This window comes from Rhizobium sp. PRIMUS64, from assembly GCF_023006465.1.
Lineage (GTDB): Bacteria > Pseudomonadota > Alphaproteobacteria > Rhizobiales > Rhizobiaceae > Rhizobium > Rhizobium leguminosarum.
The window spans coordinates 1-14,768 of the sequence record NZ_JALBGX010000014.1 but is presented as its reverse complement, the minus strand read 5'-3'; the positions used below and the strand labels follow the sequence as shown (position 1 = coordinate 14,768).

14 protein-coding genes are annotated in these 14,768 nt (G+C 60.8%); 11 read left to right on the top strand and 3 right to left on the bottom strand.

Going from position 1 to position 14,768, the window contains the following annotated elements; all coding sequences use genetic code 11:
• Nucleotides 1-207: 207 nt before the first annotated feature.
• Nucleotides 208-1,095 carry a YghX family hydrolase gene (gene yghX, locus MOV76_RS08350; protein ID WP_247264312.1) on the top strand — a complete coding sequence of 296 codons (888 nt, stop codon included), beginning with the start codon at nucleotides 208-210 and terminating at the stop codon, nucleotides 1,093-1,095.
• 69 nt (nucleotides 1,096-1,164) lie between these two features.
• On the opposite strand, the gene MOV76_RS08345 is transcribed toward yghX, so the two are convergent.
• Nucleotides 1,165-2,538, bottom strand: coding sequence for an MmgE/PrpD family protein (locus tag MOV76_RS08345; protein ID WP_247264311.1), 1,374 nt, complete (start codon nucleotides 2,536-2,538; stop codon nucleotides 1,165-1,167).
• Nucleotides 2,539-2,577: 39 nt separating this feature from the next.
• Here MOV76_RS08345 and MOV76_RS08340 point away from each other — a divergent pair, with 39 nt between their 5' ends.
• The 8 genes from MOV76_RS08340 (at nucleotide 2,578) to MOV76_RS08305 (ending at nucleotide 12,075) form a co-directional block, all read left to right on the top strand.
• Nucleotides 2,578-3,552, top strand: a complete 975-nt coding sequence (locus MOV76_RS08340; protein ID WP_197728297.1) for a LysR family transcriptional regulator — start codon at nucleotides 2,578-2,580, stop codon at nucleotides 3,550-3,552.
• A 37-nt stretch (nucleotides 3,553-3,589) separates the two neighbouring features.
• Entirely contained in the window at nucleotides 3,590-4,495 is a 906-nt protein-coding gene (locus MOV76_RS08335) for a LysR family transcriptional regulator (protein WP_130719007.1), read from the top strand.
• Nucleotides 4,496-4,673: 178 nt separating this feature from the next.
• The gene (locus MOV76_RS08330) at nucleotides 4,674-5,618 is read left to right on the top strand and encodes an ABC transporter permease (protein WP_168331979.1); all 945 of its coding nucleotides are present in this window, start codon (nucleotides 4,674-4,676) and stop codon (nucleotides 5,616-5,618) included.
• Nucleotides 5,615-6,433: an ABC transporter permease gene (locus MOV76_RS08325; RefSeq protein ID WP_017992060.1), complete on the top strand. Its 819-nt coding sequence runs from the start codon at nucleotides 5,615-5,617 to the stop codon at nucleotides 6,431-6,433. The genes MOV76_RS08330 and MOV76_RS08325 overlap by 4 nt, the downstream gene beginning before the upstream one ends.
• Entirely contained in the window at nucleotides 6,430-8,058 is a 1,629-nt protein-coding gene (locus MOV76_RS08320; RefSeq protein ID WP_247264310.1) for an ABC transporter ATP-binding protein, read from the top strand. The genes MOV76_RS08325 and MOV76_RS08320 overlap by 4 nt, the downstream gene beginning before the upstream one ends.
• A gap of 1 nt (nucleotide 8,059) precedes the next feature.
• Complete coding sequence (locus MOV76_RS08315) at nucleotides 8,060-8,923, top strand: class A beta-lactamase-related serine hydrolase (protein ID WP_247264309.1); 864 nt, start codon at nucleotides 8,060-8,062, stop codon at nucleotides 8,921-8,923.
• Nucleotides 8,924-8,947: 24 nt separating this feature from the next.
• Nucleotides 8,948-10,492 carry an ABC transporter substrate-binding protein gene (locus MOV76_RS08310; protein ID WP_018246611.1) on the top strand — a complete coding sequence of 515 codons (1,545 nt, stop codon included), beginning with the start codon at nucleotides 8,948-8,950 and terminating at the stop codon, nucleotides 10,490-10,492.
• Between the two features lie 134 nt (nucleotides 10,493-10,626).
• On the top strand, nucleotides 10,627-12,075 hold the full coding sequence (locus tag MOV76_RS08305) for a M20 family metallopeptidase (RefSeq protein WP_026188783.1): 1,449 nt from the start codon (nucleotides 10,627-10,629) through the stop codon (nucleotides 12,073-12,075).
• Between the two features lie 281 nt (nucleotides 12,076-12,356).
• On the opposite strand, the gene MOV76_RS08300 is transcribed toward MOV76_RS08305, so the two are convergent.
• Together MOV76_RS08300 and MOV76_RS08295 are read right to left on the bottom strand one after the other, a co-directional pair.
• Nucleotides 12,357-12,797 carry a DMT family transporter gene (locus MOV76_RS08300; RefSeq protein ID WP_247264308.1) on the bottom strand — a complete coding sequence of 147 codons (441 nt, stop codon included), beginning with the start codon at nucleotides 12,795-12,797 and terminating at the stop codon, nucleotides 12,357-12,359.
• Nucleotides 12,794-13,279 (bottom strand): DMT family transporter, encoded by a 486-nt coding sequence (locus MOV76_RS08295; protein WP_112908687.1) that lies wholly within the window; start codon nucleotides 13,277-13,279, stop codon nucleotides 12,794-12,796. Before MOV76_RS08295 ends, MOV76_RS08300 begins: the two co-directional genes overlap by 4 nt.
• Before the next feature lie 210 nt (nucleotides 13,280-13,489).
• Between MOV76_RS08295 and mug the strand changes: the two genes are divergently transcribed.
• Together mug and MOV76_RS08285 are read left to right on the top strand one after the other, a co-directional pair.
• A complete protein-coding gene (mug, locus tag MOV76_RS08290; RefSeq protein ID WP_247264307.1) occupies nucleotides 13,490-14,032 on the top strand; it encodes a G/U mismatch-specific DNA glycosylase in 543 nt (180 codons plus the stop codon).
• A gap of 52 nt (nucleotides 14,033-14,084) precedes the next feature.
• Nucleotides 14,085-14,768 (top strand): MOSC domain-containing protein (locus MOV76_RS08285; protein ID WP_247264306.1); only part of this gene is annotated, 684 nt, incomplete at its 3' end.

Sequence of the window (14,768 nt, the reverse complement as noted above, 5' to 3'; positions counted from 1 at the left end):
CGGTCGATTGCTCGCTGCGACCGGCCGGACGCCGATTGCCAAAGGGAATAGTGCGCATCTCTTGAAGCCGGGGCGGCGAATTCAGCGACTGTTGGCGCAGCCATCGATCGCCGCGGCAAGCTCACGCGGAACTCGCGAAATGTTGAAAAGAGTCGCGAGTTTACCTGTGTAGGATGGTGCGAGAACCGGAGGCAAGGAGGAGCCATCATGACCCGAATGACAGCCAAGGATTTCCCTCAGGAACTTCTCGAACTCTACGATTATTACGCGCACGGGAGAATTACCAAGCGCGAGTTTCTCGACCGCGCCGGCAAATTCGCCGTCGGCGGCGTCACGGCAGCCGCCATTCTTGCATCGCTGAGCCCTGACTATGCGCTGGCGACCCAGGTCGAGTTCACCGATCCCGATATATCAGCCGAATACATCACCTATCCCTCGCCAAAGGGAAATGGAGATGTCCGCGCCTATCTCGTCCGCCCCAAAAGCGCGACCGGCAAAATCGCGGCCGTGGTGGTCGTTCACGAGAACAGGGGCCTGAACCCCTATATCGAGGATGTAGCGCGGCGCGTGGCAAAGGCGGGTTTCATCGCACTTGCGCCGGATGGCCTCACGTCGGTCGGAGGCTACCCCGGCAATGACGAAAAGGGGCGGGAACTCCAGCAGAAGGTCGACCCGGAAAAACTGATGAACGACTTCTTCGCGGCGGTCGAATTTTTGATGCACAGCGATCTCACCACCGGCAAGGTCGGCATCACCGGCTTCTGCTATGGCGGTGGCGTTGCCAACGCTGCGGCGGTTGCCTATCCGGAACTTGCCGCCGCCGTGCCCTTTTACGGCCGACAGCCGCGCGCCGAAGACGTGCCGAAGATCAAGGCGCCGTTGCTTCTCCATTATGCCGGGCTGGATAAGGGCATCAACGAAGGCTGGCCGGCCTATGAAGCTGCGCTGAAGTCATCAGGAAAAACATTCGAGGCCTATATCTATCCTGACGTCAATCACGGCTTCCACAATGATTCCACGCCCCGCTATGACGAAGCAGCAGCCAAGCTCGCCTGGCAGCGAACGGTCGACTGGTTTACGAAATACCTCGCCTGAGAAGGCCGTGGCTTAAACGATGCGGCGGCGGGGAGGCGTTCTCGGCCGTCCATTCGTCCCGGCGGCTTGTCAAGGCGATGGACTGTCTGTGATCAGGCTCCAGAAGCGATCGTCGCCGGACAGGTTTTCCAAATCGGCAAGCTTGCGAAGCTGCAGGAAAGAGGCGCCGGACACATTCCGATTTCCCCAGCGCAAGCAGTCCATGAATTTGACTTCGCGTTCATGCACACTCATCGGCGCTTCGAGCGATCCCTTCGCATGCAAGCGGGACTTGTTCAAAATGCGCCCGTCGCGCATCGTGACCGTGACGACATGCGGGAGGCGCTCCACGCCTTTTTCCTCATCAGCCGAATAGGACCGCATTTCGATGCGCGGCATGAATTCCCGGATTTCCGGCCGTCCGATCTCCTGCCGTGTAAAGTCCGAAAGGCTAAGAGCGCCCTTGAGGAAAGCTGTCGCCAGGCAATATTGCATCGAAAAGCGGGCCTGCATCTCGTCGGCGGGGTCGGGATAAGCGAGGTTGCGGACAGCGGATATGCCGACTTTCGTCTCGATCCTGGCAATGTCGCCCGCCAAAAGTCCATGCTCCTGCTTCAGATCCAGAAGCGCGTCGATTGCGCGATGGGTGGAGGCGCAGCAGGGATGGCGCTTGGTCACCACACCCCGGCTTTCGATGATATGCTCTTCGTCAAATGTCAGGCCTTCCCAGCCCTTGGCATCATCGCCTCCGAAAAGGTCGAGGAAGCCTTGCGGCCGCTCGAGGATATCCGGCCGCCCGCTCATGCCCGCAAGCGCCATGCGCGCCGCATCCACGGCATTGCGCGCGGCAATGCCGGCATGAAGCGGTTTGGCGGTCGTGCCGAATTGCCCTTTCGGGCCGCAGGCGAAGCTCGTCGCGAGGCTCATCGCCGCGACCAAGCCGTTTTCGTCAGCGCCGAGAAGCCGTGCCACGCCAGCCGCAGCCCCGATGCTGCCGACCGTCGCCGTTGCGTGCCAGCCTCTGTTGTAATGAGAGGGATTGACGCCGAAGCCGACCGACGCCTGCGCTTCCAGCCCGGCCAGGTAGGCCTCGAGAAACCGCTTTCCGCCTGTCACCTTGCCGCGCGCCAGAACCGCCAGCAGCGCCGGCACCAGCACCGCGGAAGCATGCGCCCTGGCCGGATGGAAATTGTCATCGAAATCGAGCGCATGAGCCGCCGTTGCATTGATGAGTGCGGCGAGCGAGGGCGAGGCGGAGCCGCCGGTGACGAGCCGCGCTTCGCCGCCTCCGGCGATTTCCTCATCGAAAGCGCGAGTGAGCGCGGCAACGCTTTCATCGCCTCTGCCTGCAATCATGCAGCCGATGGTGTCCACCGCTGCATCTCTTGCCCGGTCGATGGCGACGTTTGAGAACGCCGTTCGCGACAGGACCTGTTCCGCGATCTTCCGGAGAATGGTGGCCATTGACGAAAGTCTTTCCGTGAGTTTGGTTCTCAGCGGAAAATGTTCAACTTTCCGCTGGTCCGCAATCTTATGCGGTTTGCGGGTAGGGCTATCGACATTGGAGATACAATGGCGCGAGACACGAGTGCGGCGATCAGCCTGAAGCATATCGAGGCCTATGACGCCATCGCCGCGACGGGCTCGACGATCGCCGCTTCTGTCGAGCTTGGCATCTCGCAATCGAACGCCAGTCGCTTGTTGCAGCAACTGGAAGACTATCTCGGCGTCCGGCTTTTCGACCGGGAAAAGAACCGGCTTCAACCGACCCGCGAGGGGCTGCAGCTCGGCCCGGAAATCCGCGCCATTTCCGACCGGCTACGCGCCTTGAAAACGGCGGCGATGGAGCTCGAGAGCGGTCGATCGCGCGAGATCATGCTGCGGCTCGCCTTTCCCGCCAGCCTCTCCTCGACGCGCATTCCGAAGCTGGTGAAGAGCTTTCTCGCCGCGAATGGTCCGATGCGCGTCGAAGTCGCATCCGGCAGCTATCTCGCAATTGAACGGATGGTGGCCGACGGCGAGGCCGATCTCGGTTTCGCGCGTCTGCCGCTGATGAGCCCGGGATTGAAACAGGAGAAGATCCTGTCGTCGCGGATCATTTGCGCCCTGCACAATGATCATCCCAAGGCCGGCAGCCGCCTATTGTCGGTCGGCGAGCTGAAGGGGCAGGATCTGATCATGCTGAATAGGGAGCGACCGGTTCGTCATGAGCTGGAGGCGTTGTTCTACAAGGCCGGCATCCGCCAACGCCCCCTGCTCGAGGCGCATTCGGTGGCGAGTGCCTGCGCGCTGGCCGCGCAGGGGCTCGGCATTGCGCTGGTCGGCGAGATCATCGCCCGCGAATTTGCGACGCTGCCGCTGCAGTTCATTCCGCTCGAACCGGAACTGCCGGTTGCCTACGCGCTGATCAGCGGAGAGAAATTTCCGATGCCCAAGGCAGCCAGCCTCTTCCTTCAAAGCATTTCGGACTGGGCATGATGACGGTGCTTGAACCGTCCCGGGGGATCGCAAACGCATGAATATCAAGCAACTGGAAGTCCTGCGCACGCTTCTGGCGACGGGGTCGACGATTGCCACGGCAAAGACGATGGGTCTCAGCCAGTCCGGCGTCAGCCGCCTCCTGCAGCAGCTCGAGGCGGACCTTTCGATGTCGCTTTTCGTCCGCGACAAAGGCCGTCTCGTCCCCACCCCCGAGGCTCTGCTTCTTGCCCGCGATGCCGAGAACATCTTGCTCGCGGTCGATCGGATGTCGGGCCACGCGGAGGACTTAAGAAGCGGCGCCGCCGGCCCGGAGATCGTCCGCATCGGCCTGCCGAGCAGCATGTGGGAGCATTTCGCGCCGGCAATGCTGGCCGATTACATCAGTGATTTCCCCGGCGTGCGGATCGAAACCTTCTTCGAGACGACGACCGCGATTAACAAGCTTGTCGAGCAGAGGGTGATTGATTTCGGCTTTCTGCGCATGGAGGGCGAGAGCGGACCGGGCATCGAGGTCGAGCGCGTCGCGACCGGCGAAAGTGTCTGCGTCGTTCCGAAGGATCATCCTCTTGCGAAGCTGGAGGAAATCACGGTCAGGAATTTGCGCGACGTCCCTCTCATTCTGATTGGCCGCCAGCGGCCAAACCGCATGGCGCTCGACCAGACCTTCCGGCGGGCCGGCGTCAAGCAGATCGTCAAGATCGAGACGCATACCAACAGTTCCGCCTGTTCCTACGTCGCGCATGGCCTTGGGGTCACGATCATCAGCAGCTTTTATGCGAATCTCTATCGCCACCTGCCGGTGGTTCACCGTCCTTTCGTGCCACGCGCGACCCAGGAATTCGGATTGGCAAGGGCGGTCGGGACGCCACTCTCGATTGCCGCCCACGCCCTGAGCGACGCCTTGAAGCGACAGATCCGGCTTTCTCAAAAAGACATTTGAAATCAAATTTTTAGCGTGACCCCTTACACGAAGGCAGCCGTTTTGGTTGCGGTCGTATTCCGCATAGACTTATGACAGAATCGCATAATATTGCGGATATTTCCTCATTCGATCATAGTCTGCGGCAACGAAACCGATGGCGCCGGGCACTGTCCGTCGCCCGTCGCGGGGAACAAAAATGCTGAAATTCGTCCTGAACCGCCTGTTGATGGCATTGCCGACGATTGTCCTCGTTTCGGTGACCGTCTTCACGCTGATCCGCTTCATACCCGGCGATCCGGCGGCACTGATGCTGGGGGATATGGCTGAGCCGGAGCAGATCGCGGCGATGCGCTCGGAACTCGGTCTCGACAAATCGCTGCCGGAACAGTTCCTGATCTGGACCTCCAACGTCGTGCAGGGAGACTTCGGCCGTTCGATCGTCAATAACGAGGCGGTTCTGCCGCTCGTCGCATCACGCTTTCTGGTCAGCGCCGAAATCGTCGTCGTCGCCGTTCTTCTGGCGAGCCTCATTGCCGTGCCGGCGGGCGTCATCGCCGCCTGGCGGCAAAACAGTCTGACGGACCTGGCGCTGGTCGGCACGGCCACGATCCTGCTGTCGATCCCGACATTCTGGCTCGGACTTCTGCTTCTGCTTTTCTTCGGCTTGAAACTCGGTTGGCTACCGGTCCTCGGCTATGTCTCGATCGGCAGCAACGTTACCGGCGGACTGCTCTACCTCGTGCTGCCGATCATGACCCTGGTCATTCACGAGATGGGTGTGTTGATCCGTATGGCACGTGCCTCGACGCTGGAAGTGCTGCGTCTCGACTATATCACCCACGCCCGGGCCAAGGGCCTTTCCGAAAGCGCCGTCCTTTGGCGGCACGCCTTCAAGAATGCCTTCGGCCCAACCTGGACAGTCATCGGTCTGATCCTCGGCAATCTGCTCGGCGGCATTGCCGTCATCGAGACGGTCTTCACCATTCCGGGGCTCGGCCGACTGATGGTCGACAGCATTTTTGCCCGCGATTACCCCGTTATCCAGGGTTGCCTGCTGTTCGTCTCGCTTTCCTATGTGCTGGTCAATTTGGTCGTCGACCTGCTCTATCCCTTGTTCGATCCGCGGGTAGTCGCCGAATGAAAAACGTCACGTTCAACGGCTTCATCGGCAGCATTCTGATTGCCGCATTGCTCATCTCCGCTGCGATCGGCCTTTTCTGGACCCCCTACGATCCGATGAAGCTGGGCTTCACCGCACGGCTGGCGGCGCCAAGCAGCGCCCACTGGCTCGGAACCGATGAATTTGGCCGCGACGTTCTCAGCCGCCTGATCGTAGGCGCCCGGGCGAGCGTCTGGATCGGCACCTTGACGGTCACATTCGCAACAGTCTGCGGCACGCTGATCGGTCTCGTCAGCGGTTACGCCCGCGGTTGGATCGACGCCGTCATCATGGCCGTCAACAATGCGCTTCTCGCCTTTCCGGGCATCCTTCTGGCGCTTGGATTGCTCGCGGTCTTCGGCGCCAATCAATATGGCATCATCTTCGCGCTGGGCATTGCCTATTCGCCCTCGATGGCCCGCGTTGTCCGGGGTGCAGTCCTGTCGCTGCGCGAGCGGGAGTTCATCGAGGCGTCCAAGGTGATGGGCAATGGCGAGCTCTACACCATGTTCCGCCATATTCTCCCCAATTGCATCGCCCCGATCACCGTGCTTGCGACCTCGATGTTCGGCTGGGCGATCCTTTCGGAAAGCGCGCTCAGCTTTCTCGGTCTCGGCGTTCCACCACCGGCGCCGACCTGGGGCAACATGCTGGCTGCCGGCCGACCATTCATCGAGCAGGCGGTCTGGCTGGGTCTGTTCCCGGGCCTGGCGATCGCCCTGACGCTCCTCGGCATCAATCTTCTGGGCGACGCACTTCGGGACAAGCTTGATCCGCGGATGAGGGGACTGAAATGACCAATGAAACGCTTTTGAGTGTCCGCAACCTGTCGCTTCAGGTCGCCGGGACCGGTGTGCAGGTCGTCAAGAACGTGAGCTTCGACATCGCGCCAGGCGAGATCTTCGGCATTGTCGGAGAAAGCGGATCGGGCAAGACGCTGGCAACACGCGCCCTGATCTCGCTGCTGCCGGCGCCGATCAAGGTGATCGGCGGCTCCGTTGCCTACAAGGGACGCGACGTGCTTGCGATGAGCGCTGCGCAATTGCGCCAATTGCGCGGTGCGGAAATCGGTGTCGTCTTCCAGGAACCGATGACCTCGCTCAATCCCTCGATGACCGTCGGCCGCCAGCTCGAAGAAGGGTTGCAACTGCATACGAAACTTTCGCGGGAAGAGCGGCGCAGCCGGATCCTCGACATGCTGAACAGGGTGGGAATCCGCGATCCCGCCGGAGCGCTTACTTCCTATCCGCATGAATTCTCGGGCGGCATGCGCCAGCGCATCATGCTGGCATCCGTCATGCTGCTGAAACCGGCGCTCTTGATCGCCGACGAGCCGACGACCGCGCTCGATGCCGTGATCCAGCGCGACGTCATGGAATTGATGGTGGAGCTGACACAGGCGGAAGGCACCGCGGTGCTGCTGATCAGTCACGACCTGCCGATGGTTGCCCGTTACACGAACCGCATCGTCGTCATGGAAAAGGGCGTGATTGTCGAAGAAGGACGCACCGCCGATCTGCTCGACGCACCGCAGCGTGCCTATACGAAGAAACTGCTCTCCTCCCTGCCGTTTCGCGGAGAGACGCGGACGATCGACAAGACCAAGGCGCCGATGGTCTCGGCGCGGGATATCGTCGTCGACTATGCAGGCCGGCGGTCGCTGATGAAGAAGGCAACGCCGAAACGGGCGCTGCATGGCGTCAGCATCGATATCCACGAGGGCGAAGTCGTGGCCCTGGTCGGCGGTTCGGGTTCCGGCAAGACCACGCTCGGCCGCACCATTGCCGGACTGGTCCGGGAGAGCGAAGGCGATATCCGGTTCAAGGGACGCAGCCGCGACGACGACTGGATGGACTATCGGCTGAATTGCCAGATGGTTTTTCAGGATCCTTATTCCTCGCTCGATCCGCGCATGACCATCGTCGCGCTTGTGGGAGAAGCGCTGCGGCTCGTTCCCGATCTCGACGCTGCGGCAAAGCGCAAGCGCGCCCTGGGGACGCTGGAGGAAGTCGGGCTTGGGGCCGATTATGCCGAGCGCTACCCGCATGAGCTTTCGGGCGGCCAGCGCCAGCGCGTGGCGATTGCCCGGGCCATTGCGCGCCGGCCGAAATTCCTGATCGCCGACGAACCGGTATCGGCGCTTGACGTGACGGTCCGGGCGCAGGTGCTCGAACTCCTGTCCGATCTGCAAAAACGCTACGGCTTTTCCTGCCTGTTCATCAGCCACGATCTCGGCGTGGTCGAACAGGTTGCCGATCGCGTCGTCGTCATGCAGGACGGCCGGATCATCGAGGAGGGCGACCGCAATACGGTTTTCGACAGCCCGAAGGAGGCCTATACGCAAAGGCTTCTCTCGGCCATCCCCGCTCTGGACCACAATGCTCAGGGCGGCGTGATCCTCAAATGGCGCCTGGAGAACTGACATGACGACGATGATTGAACCCACAAAGCTCGCGGAGCGATTGAACGCGATCTGCGATGCCCAGCCTTTCGTGACGCGCTTCATGGTGCGTGCGCTTGGCAGCGGTGAAACGATCGGCAGAGGCGCGGACGAGGAAACGCCCTCCGCCAGCACCCGAAAGACCTCGATCATGATGGCAGCCCTGAAGGCCGCGCATGAAGGCCGCCTCGATCTGGACGAACGGATTACCTACGAAAAGCGCTTCGCCGAGGAAGTGGCGAGCGGGATGTTCCGCTATCTGACGCCCGGTATCGTCATATCGCTGCGCGATGCCATCACCGGCATGATGGTGCTGAGCGACAATGTCTGCACCAAGATGGTCTTCGAAAGGCTGACGCTCGAAGAGGTCGACGGTTATTGCAAGTCGATCGGCATGTCAGGCACCAACCATCGCTTCCTCATCCCTCCCTTGGCGCTGTCGCCCGATCATTCCCTGAAGGCCGTCACCACGACGACGGCGCGGGATCAGGTCTATCTGCTGCAGACCATCCTGGATGCCCAGGATTCGCCGGAAGCCGCGGACCGGCTCGGCTGCTCGCAGGCGCTGTGCGCTTACGCGCTTCAAACCCTGAAGAACCAGATCCTGCGTTATGCCATTCCTTCCCGGCTGCCATTCGGTGTGCTCGTCGCCCACAAGGGCGGCACGGGAAAGCGCGGCCGCATGAATGCCGGTATCGTCTATCGCGACGGGTCCCCCTTCTACATCATCGCCGCCTATACCGACGATGTGCCGCAGGAAATGCCGGACGGCACCCCTGGCTACACGGTCGCGCTTGAAACCATCGGCAGGCTTTCACGCGCCTGCTGGGATGAACTCCGATCCTAACAATCCATAAAAGAGGGTAGAACAATGCATAAGCTTCTTCTTGCAGGGACCATGTTGATGGCGATGACCGGCGTGGTCGACGCCCGCGACATCGTCGTGGCTCAAAGCTCCGATCTGCGCAGCGCCAATCCAGGCGTCAATCGCGACGGCAATACCGATGGCGTCATCCTGCATATCGTCGAAGGACTCGTCGGCTATGCCAACAACGGCGAGGTCAAGCCGCTGCTGGCAAAGAGCTTCGAAGTCTCGGCGGATGGGCTGAGCTACAGCTTCAAACTGCGTGACGACGTCAAATTTCACAACGGCAAGACATTGACCGCCGATGACGTCGTGTGGAACTGGAACCGCTATCTCAAGCCCGAAACGAAATGGACCTGCCTTCCTGATTTCGACGGCAGCGGCAGCGTGCATGTTACGGGGGTCAAGGCAGTCGATGCTTCCACAGTCACCATCACGCTGGAAAAGCCATCCGCGATTTTCCTTGGCCTGATGTCGCGCCCCGAATGCGGTTATACCGGGATGATCTCGCCGGAATCGGTCGGCTCGGACGGAAGCTTCATCAAACCGATCGGCACCGGTCCCTTCAAATGGGATGAATGGAAGAAGGGCGAGTATATCCACCTTGCCAAGTTTGACGATTATGTGTCGCCCCAGAACGACGGCAAGCCCGATGGCATGGTCGGCTCCAAACGCCCTCTCGTCGATGGCATCAAGTTCATGGTCATTCCCGATGCTTCGACCGTAAAGGCCGGCCTTCAGTCCGGTGTGCTCGACACCGCGGAGATTTCGCCGGATCTCATTCCCGAATTCAAGACGAGCGACACGATGCAACTGATCGTAGCGCGCAACAACGGCAAAAACCTCTTCTACATCCAGACGCGCGACAAGGTTCTGAGCAATCCCGGCGTGCGCCGCGCCATGGCGATGGCACTCGATCTCGACCAGCTCGTCGAGGCCGCCTCCAATGGCACCGGAGCAGCCAACGGCTCCATGGTTTCGGAAGACTCGCTCTATTTCGACGATGTCCAGAAGACGCGTCTGCCCTACGACCTAGAGGCCGCGAAGAAGGAGCTTGCGACGGCCGGCTACAAGGGCGAGCCGATCACCATCATCGCCAACAAGCGCAGCAACGTGCCAAGCTTCCCGGCCGCGGTGATGGCGCAGGCCATGATGCAGCAGGCAGGTCTCAATGTGCAGATCGAGGTGCTCGACTATGCGACGCAGGTCGATCGTCGCCGCTCCGGCAACTACCAGATCATCTCGCAATCGGTCGCGCCGCGGCTCGATCCGGCGCTGATGTACGGCTTCTATGTCGGCAACAAGGACAAGAACGCTTCTTTGATGTGGGATGACCCGAAAGCCGTCGAGTTGATGAAGGCCGCCTATGCGGAGTCCGACCAGACGAAGCGTCAGGCGATCTTCGACGAGTTTCACACGCTGATGCTCAAGGAAATGCCGGGCATCTTCCTCTACGACATGGTCGATGTCTGGGGCGCGACCAAGAAGCTGAAGGGTCAGCCCGTCTGGCAATCGAATGCTCGTCTTTGGGAAGTTTCGCTCGACAATTGAGCCCGAATTGCCGCGCCCGGTGGATCGGGCGCCGCCATCCCACTTCGACAGTCAATAGGAGATCCGGCAGGCAGTCCTGCCGGATCCGGTGCAACACGTCCCTGTGGCGGCAGGACAGACAGCGAGGAAATGCCATGAATCTTGACGCGATCAGCTCTATTGCCGCGACGATCGAAAAGATGAAGCCGGATTATGTCGCTCTCAGCGACAGTATCTGGGATTTCGCGGAGTTGAAGTTCGAGGAGCGGCGGTCGTCGCAATTGCTGGCAAGGACACTCGAGGAAAACGGCTTTGCCGTGCGCCACGGCGTCGCAGACATGGAAACGGCCTTCATCGGCGAATCCGGCAGCGGCAAGCCGGTGATTGCCTTCCTCGGCGAATTCGATGCCCTGGCCGGAATGAGCCAGACCGCCGACGTGGCCGAGCCTCGTCCCCAAGCGGCGGGGGCGACCGGTCACGGCTGCGGACACAATCTGCTTGGCGTCGGGTCGCTGATGGCGGCGGTTGCGCTTGCCCGCCACCTCAAGGAGAACAACCTGCCCGGGACGGTGCGCTATTACGGCTGCCCAGGAGAGGAGGGCGGTTCCGGCAAGACCTTCATGGTTCGCGCCGGCGCATTCGATGACGTCGATGCCGCCCTGACCTGGCATCCGGCCCCGTTCAACGGTGTACGTTCAACGAACAATCTTGCCGTTCTCGAATATTACTATCGCTTCAGGGGTGTCGCGGCACATGCTGCCAACAGCGCCCATCTCGGCCGTTCGGCACTGGATGCGGTCGAACTCATGAATGTCGGCGTCAATTTCCTGCGCGAACACATGCCGCAGGATTGTCGCGTTCATTACGCGATCACCGACACCGGCGGCAGGGCCGCCAATGTCGTGCAGGCCAGTGCCGAGGTTCTCTATCTGATCAGGGCGCCTGACATGCCGCAGGCGCTTGAGCTTGCCGGGCGCGTCGAGAAAGTTGCACGAGGTGCGGCGATGATGACCGAAACCGAGGTCGAGATCGTGTTCGACACCGCCTCGACGAACCTTCTTCCCAACATCACGCTGGAAACGGCAATGCACGAAAACATGGTCGCGCTCGGGCCGATAGCCTTCGACGAGGCCGACATCGCCTTCGCCAGGAAAATCCAGGTTACCTTCACTGAGGAAGCGATCAGGAGCAGCATCCGCCTCTATCAGATCAAGGGCGATGTGTTCTCCAATGCCAAGGTCGATGGCTCGGCGCCCTTGCACACCGGTCTGCGCGATTTCGAGGGACAATCGCATTTCCGGGCCGGATCGACCGATGTCGGCGACGTCAGCTGGGTGACGCCGACCGCGCAATGCTGGGCGCCAGCCTGGGCGATCGGCACCAATCCCCATACCTGGCAGGTCGTCGCGCAGGGAAAAAGCCCGGCCGCGCACAAGGCCATGGCGCATGCGGCCAAGACGCTTGCGACAACGGGGCTCGCATTGATGTCGTCATCCGACCTCCTGGCAGCCGCGACGGCCGAGTGGCGAGAAAAGACCAGCGGCAAAGCCTATACATGCCCGATCCCCGACAATGTGATGCCCGCAACGGTTCACAGCCGGTAGTTCCCGCCCGCTCGGGCTTCCCGGCTATTTCCGCTTGTCGAGCGCGCGCCTGCTCATTTTAGCCGCTGTTGCAATAGTCTTTGTCCGGTCGGACGCCGGCCGCCTGCCCTGGATTTAGCCCTTTCGCTAGGGAGCCGGGGCAAGTGAGCCCGGCGACTAAGGGCTGAGTGAAAGAGCAGATGCGGCGGGGAGCCGTTTCCGCCGTCCGTCCCCGTGGCTTGCGACCGGCTGATGAAATTGCCCGGTCAGCGATGGCAGCGGAATCATAGCGCAGCGCTTGGCTATTGCGAGCCGTCGACTTTGCGTCGTCTCCGACTAACCATCATTCCGCCGACGATGAGAACAATTCCGGTCGCGTTCGCCCAAAATGACGCTGGAACGGCGCTGATATAATCAAACGCCACCCCCGTTACCATCTGGCCACCGATGATCAGCAGAGCCGAATTAACCGCACCTATTCGAGCAATGACCCAACTGCCCGCCGCCACGAAAACAACGCCGATCGAGCCACCCAGATAGGCATACCAAGGCGCCTCGGCAGCGCCCGCAGGAAGCAGACCTCCGACAAAGAGACCAAGGCAGGTGAGGGCAGCAAAACCTATGGCATGATTCCAGAAGGATGCGATCAACGGCGTGGTGGATATGCTCAACCGCCCATTGAGCTGACGACTGAGGCCAACGAGCACACCGCCCAGGCAAGCCAGGAGAATGAACACCGTCACGCCGCACCTCGCCCAAACAGGATGATGAGTGCAGCGCCCATGACGACCAAGCCGAGCGCGGCGATGTCTCGTCTATCTGGATGCCGCTTTGGCAGACCGAACAGTCCCCAGCTGTCGGCCGCGACGCTGAAGGCGACCTGGCCTGCCAAACCCAAAGCCAAGGTGCCGGAGAGCCCGAGCGGTGAGTTGACCGCGGTCGAGGTCAGAATGACCGTTGCCGCACCGGATATCCCACCGAAGTAAGCCCACCAAGGCGCATTGGGGGCTTTTTCTACCCTCGGCCTGCGCCGGCGGTGGACCACCAGGAGAAGAATGACGGCTGCGATGATGCCCGTGCCGTGTGCGGTCCAAGATGAGAACAGGGGATTCCCATAACGGGCCAATTCCCCATTGAGGTGCACCATGAAAGTCAGGAGCCCACCCGTGGCAAAAGCTCCGATGAAGTAGATGGGATGCGAATTACGCGCTGCTTCGGTGGTCATTACGGATCCTGTCAAAGAATCGATTGCGCCCGATATTTTCAAATTGCCACTAAGGCCATTCATCGACATTTTCAGCAAGATGATTAGCACCGTGTGTCCGTCAGACCGGCCGCTCATTGATGGTATTCAGGAAGCTCGTTTCGCTCGATGCACGGTTGGTATGTTTGACAGGCGTAATTCGAGCGATGTCCCATAATGCAAGATGATGCCATGTCCGCGGAACTCGACAGTCCAGACGCCTCCACGATGCCGAAAGCCGGATTGTCGGAAATCCTCGCACCTGACCTTTCCGTGGTTTTCTGCGGATTGAATCCGGCTTTGTCCGCCGTTCGCGACGGGCATAATTTCTCGAACCCGAGCAACCGTTTTTGGCGCGTGTTGCATCTGGCTGGATTTACACCGCGTCTGCTGCGGGCGGATGAAGAGCGCGAGCTGCTGCAATATGGCTGTGGTCTGACATCGGCGGTTTCACGTCCGACGAAAAGCGCAAGCGAGCTCAAGAGGCAGGATTATCTGAGCGCCGCGCCTGGCCTGGAAAACAAGATACGAAAGTTTGCGCCGGCCAATCTGGCCTTTCTCGGAAAGGCGGCATACGCGGCGATCAGTCTTCGCGCCGATGTTGAATGGGGTCGGCAACCCGAGACATTTGCCGGCGCCGCCGTCTGGCTGTTGCCAAATCCGAGCGGCCTCAACAGAGCCTTCACCTTGACGACGTTGACCGAACACTATCTCGAGCTGAGATTGACGATGTAACCGTCCTCCGTCGATCTCGAAATTGCGGTGAGCATCATTCGGGAGAAATGTCATGGTACACTTGCTTTCGCTCAATGTGGGCCTGCCGCGCGACATCACCTGGCAAGGCAAGATCGTCAACACTGCCATTTGGAAGACGCCGGTCGACGGCCCGCGTATGGTGCGGCGCCTGAACGTGGACGGCGATGGACAAGGCGACCTGGCTGGCCACGGCGGCGAAGGCCGCGCAGTCTTTGTCTATCAGATCGATTCCTATCGGTACTGGCAGGAGCAATTGCGCCGAGACGAGTTCGTCTACGGTCAGTTCGGCGAGAATTTCACCGTCGATGGTTTGCCCGATGCAGAAGTATGCATTGGAGACCGTTACCGGATCGGCGGTGCTTTGTTCGAAGTGACGCAACCACGCGTCACCTGCTACCGGCTCGGCATACGCATGGACGAGCCGGAGATGGCCGCGCTGGTGGTCAAACACGGTCGGCCTGGTTTCTATTTCCGTGTGCTGGAGGAAGGGGAAGTGCAGGCCGGCAACGAGATCACGAAAGTGGCGTCCGGGCCTGAAGGCATGAGCGTTTTCGAGATCAACGCGCTGCTTTATATGCCGGGCCACCCCCGCGATCAGTTGGAGCGCGCGCTGCGCATCCCGGCGCTGAGCCCAGGCTGGCGTCGTTCTTTCCAGGCGCTGATCAAGCAGGAGCGGAAGCAGGGCGCGCCGACAGGAAATGCCGGGCTGACCGCC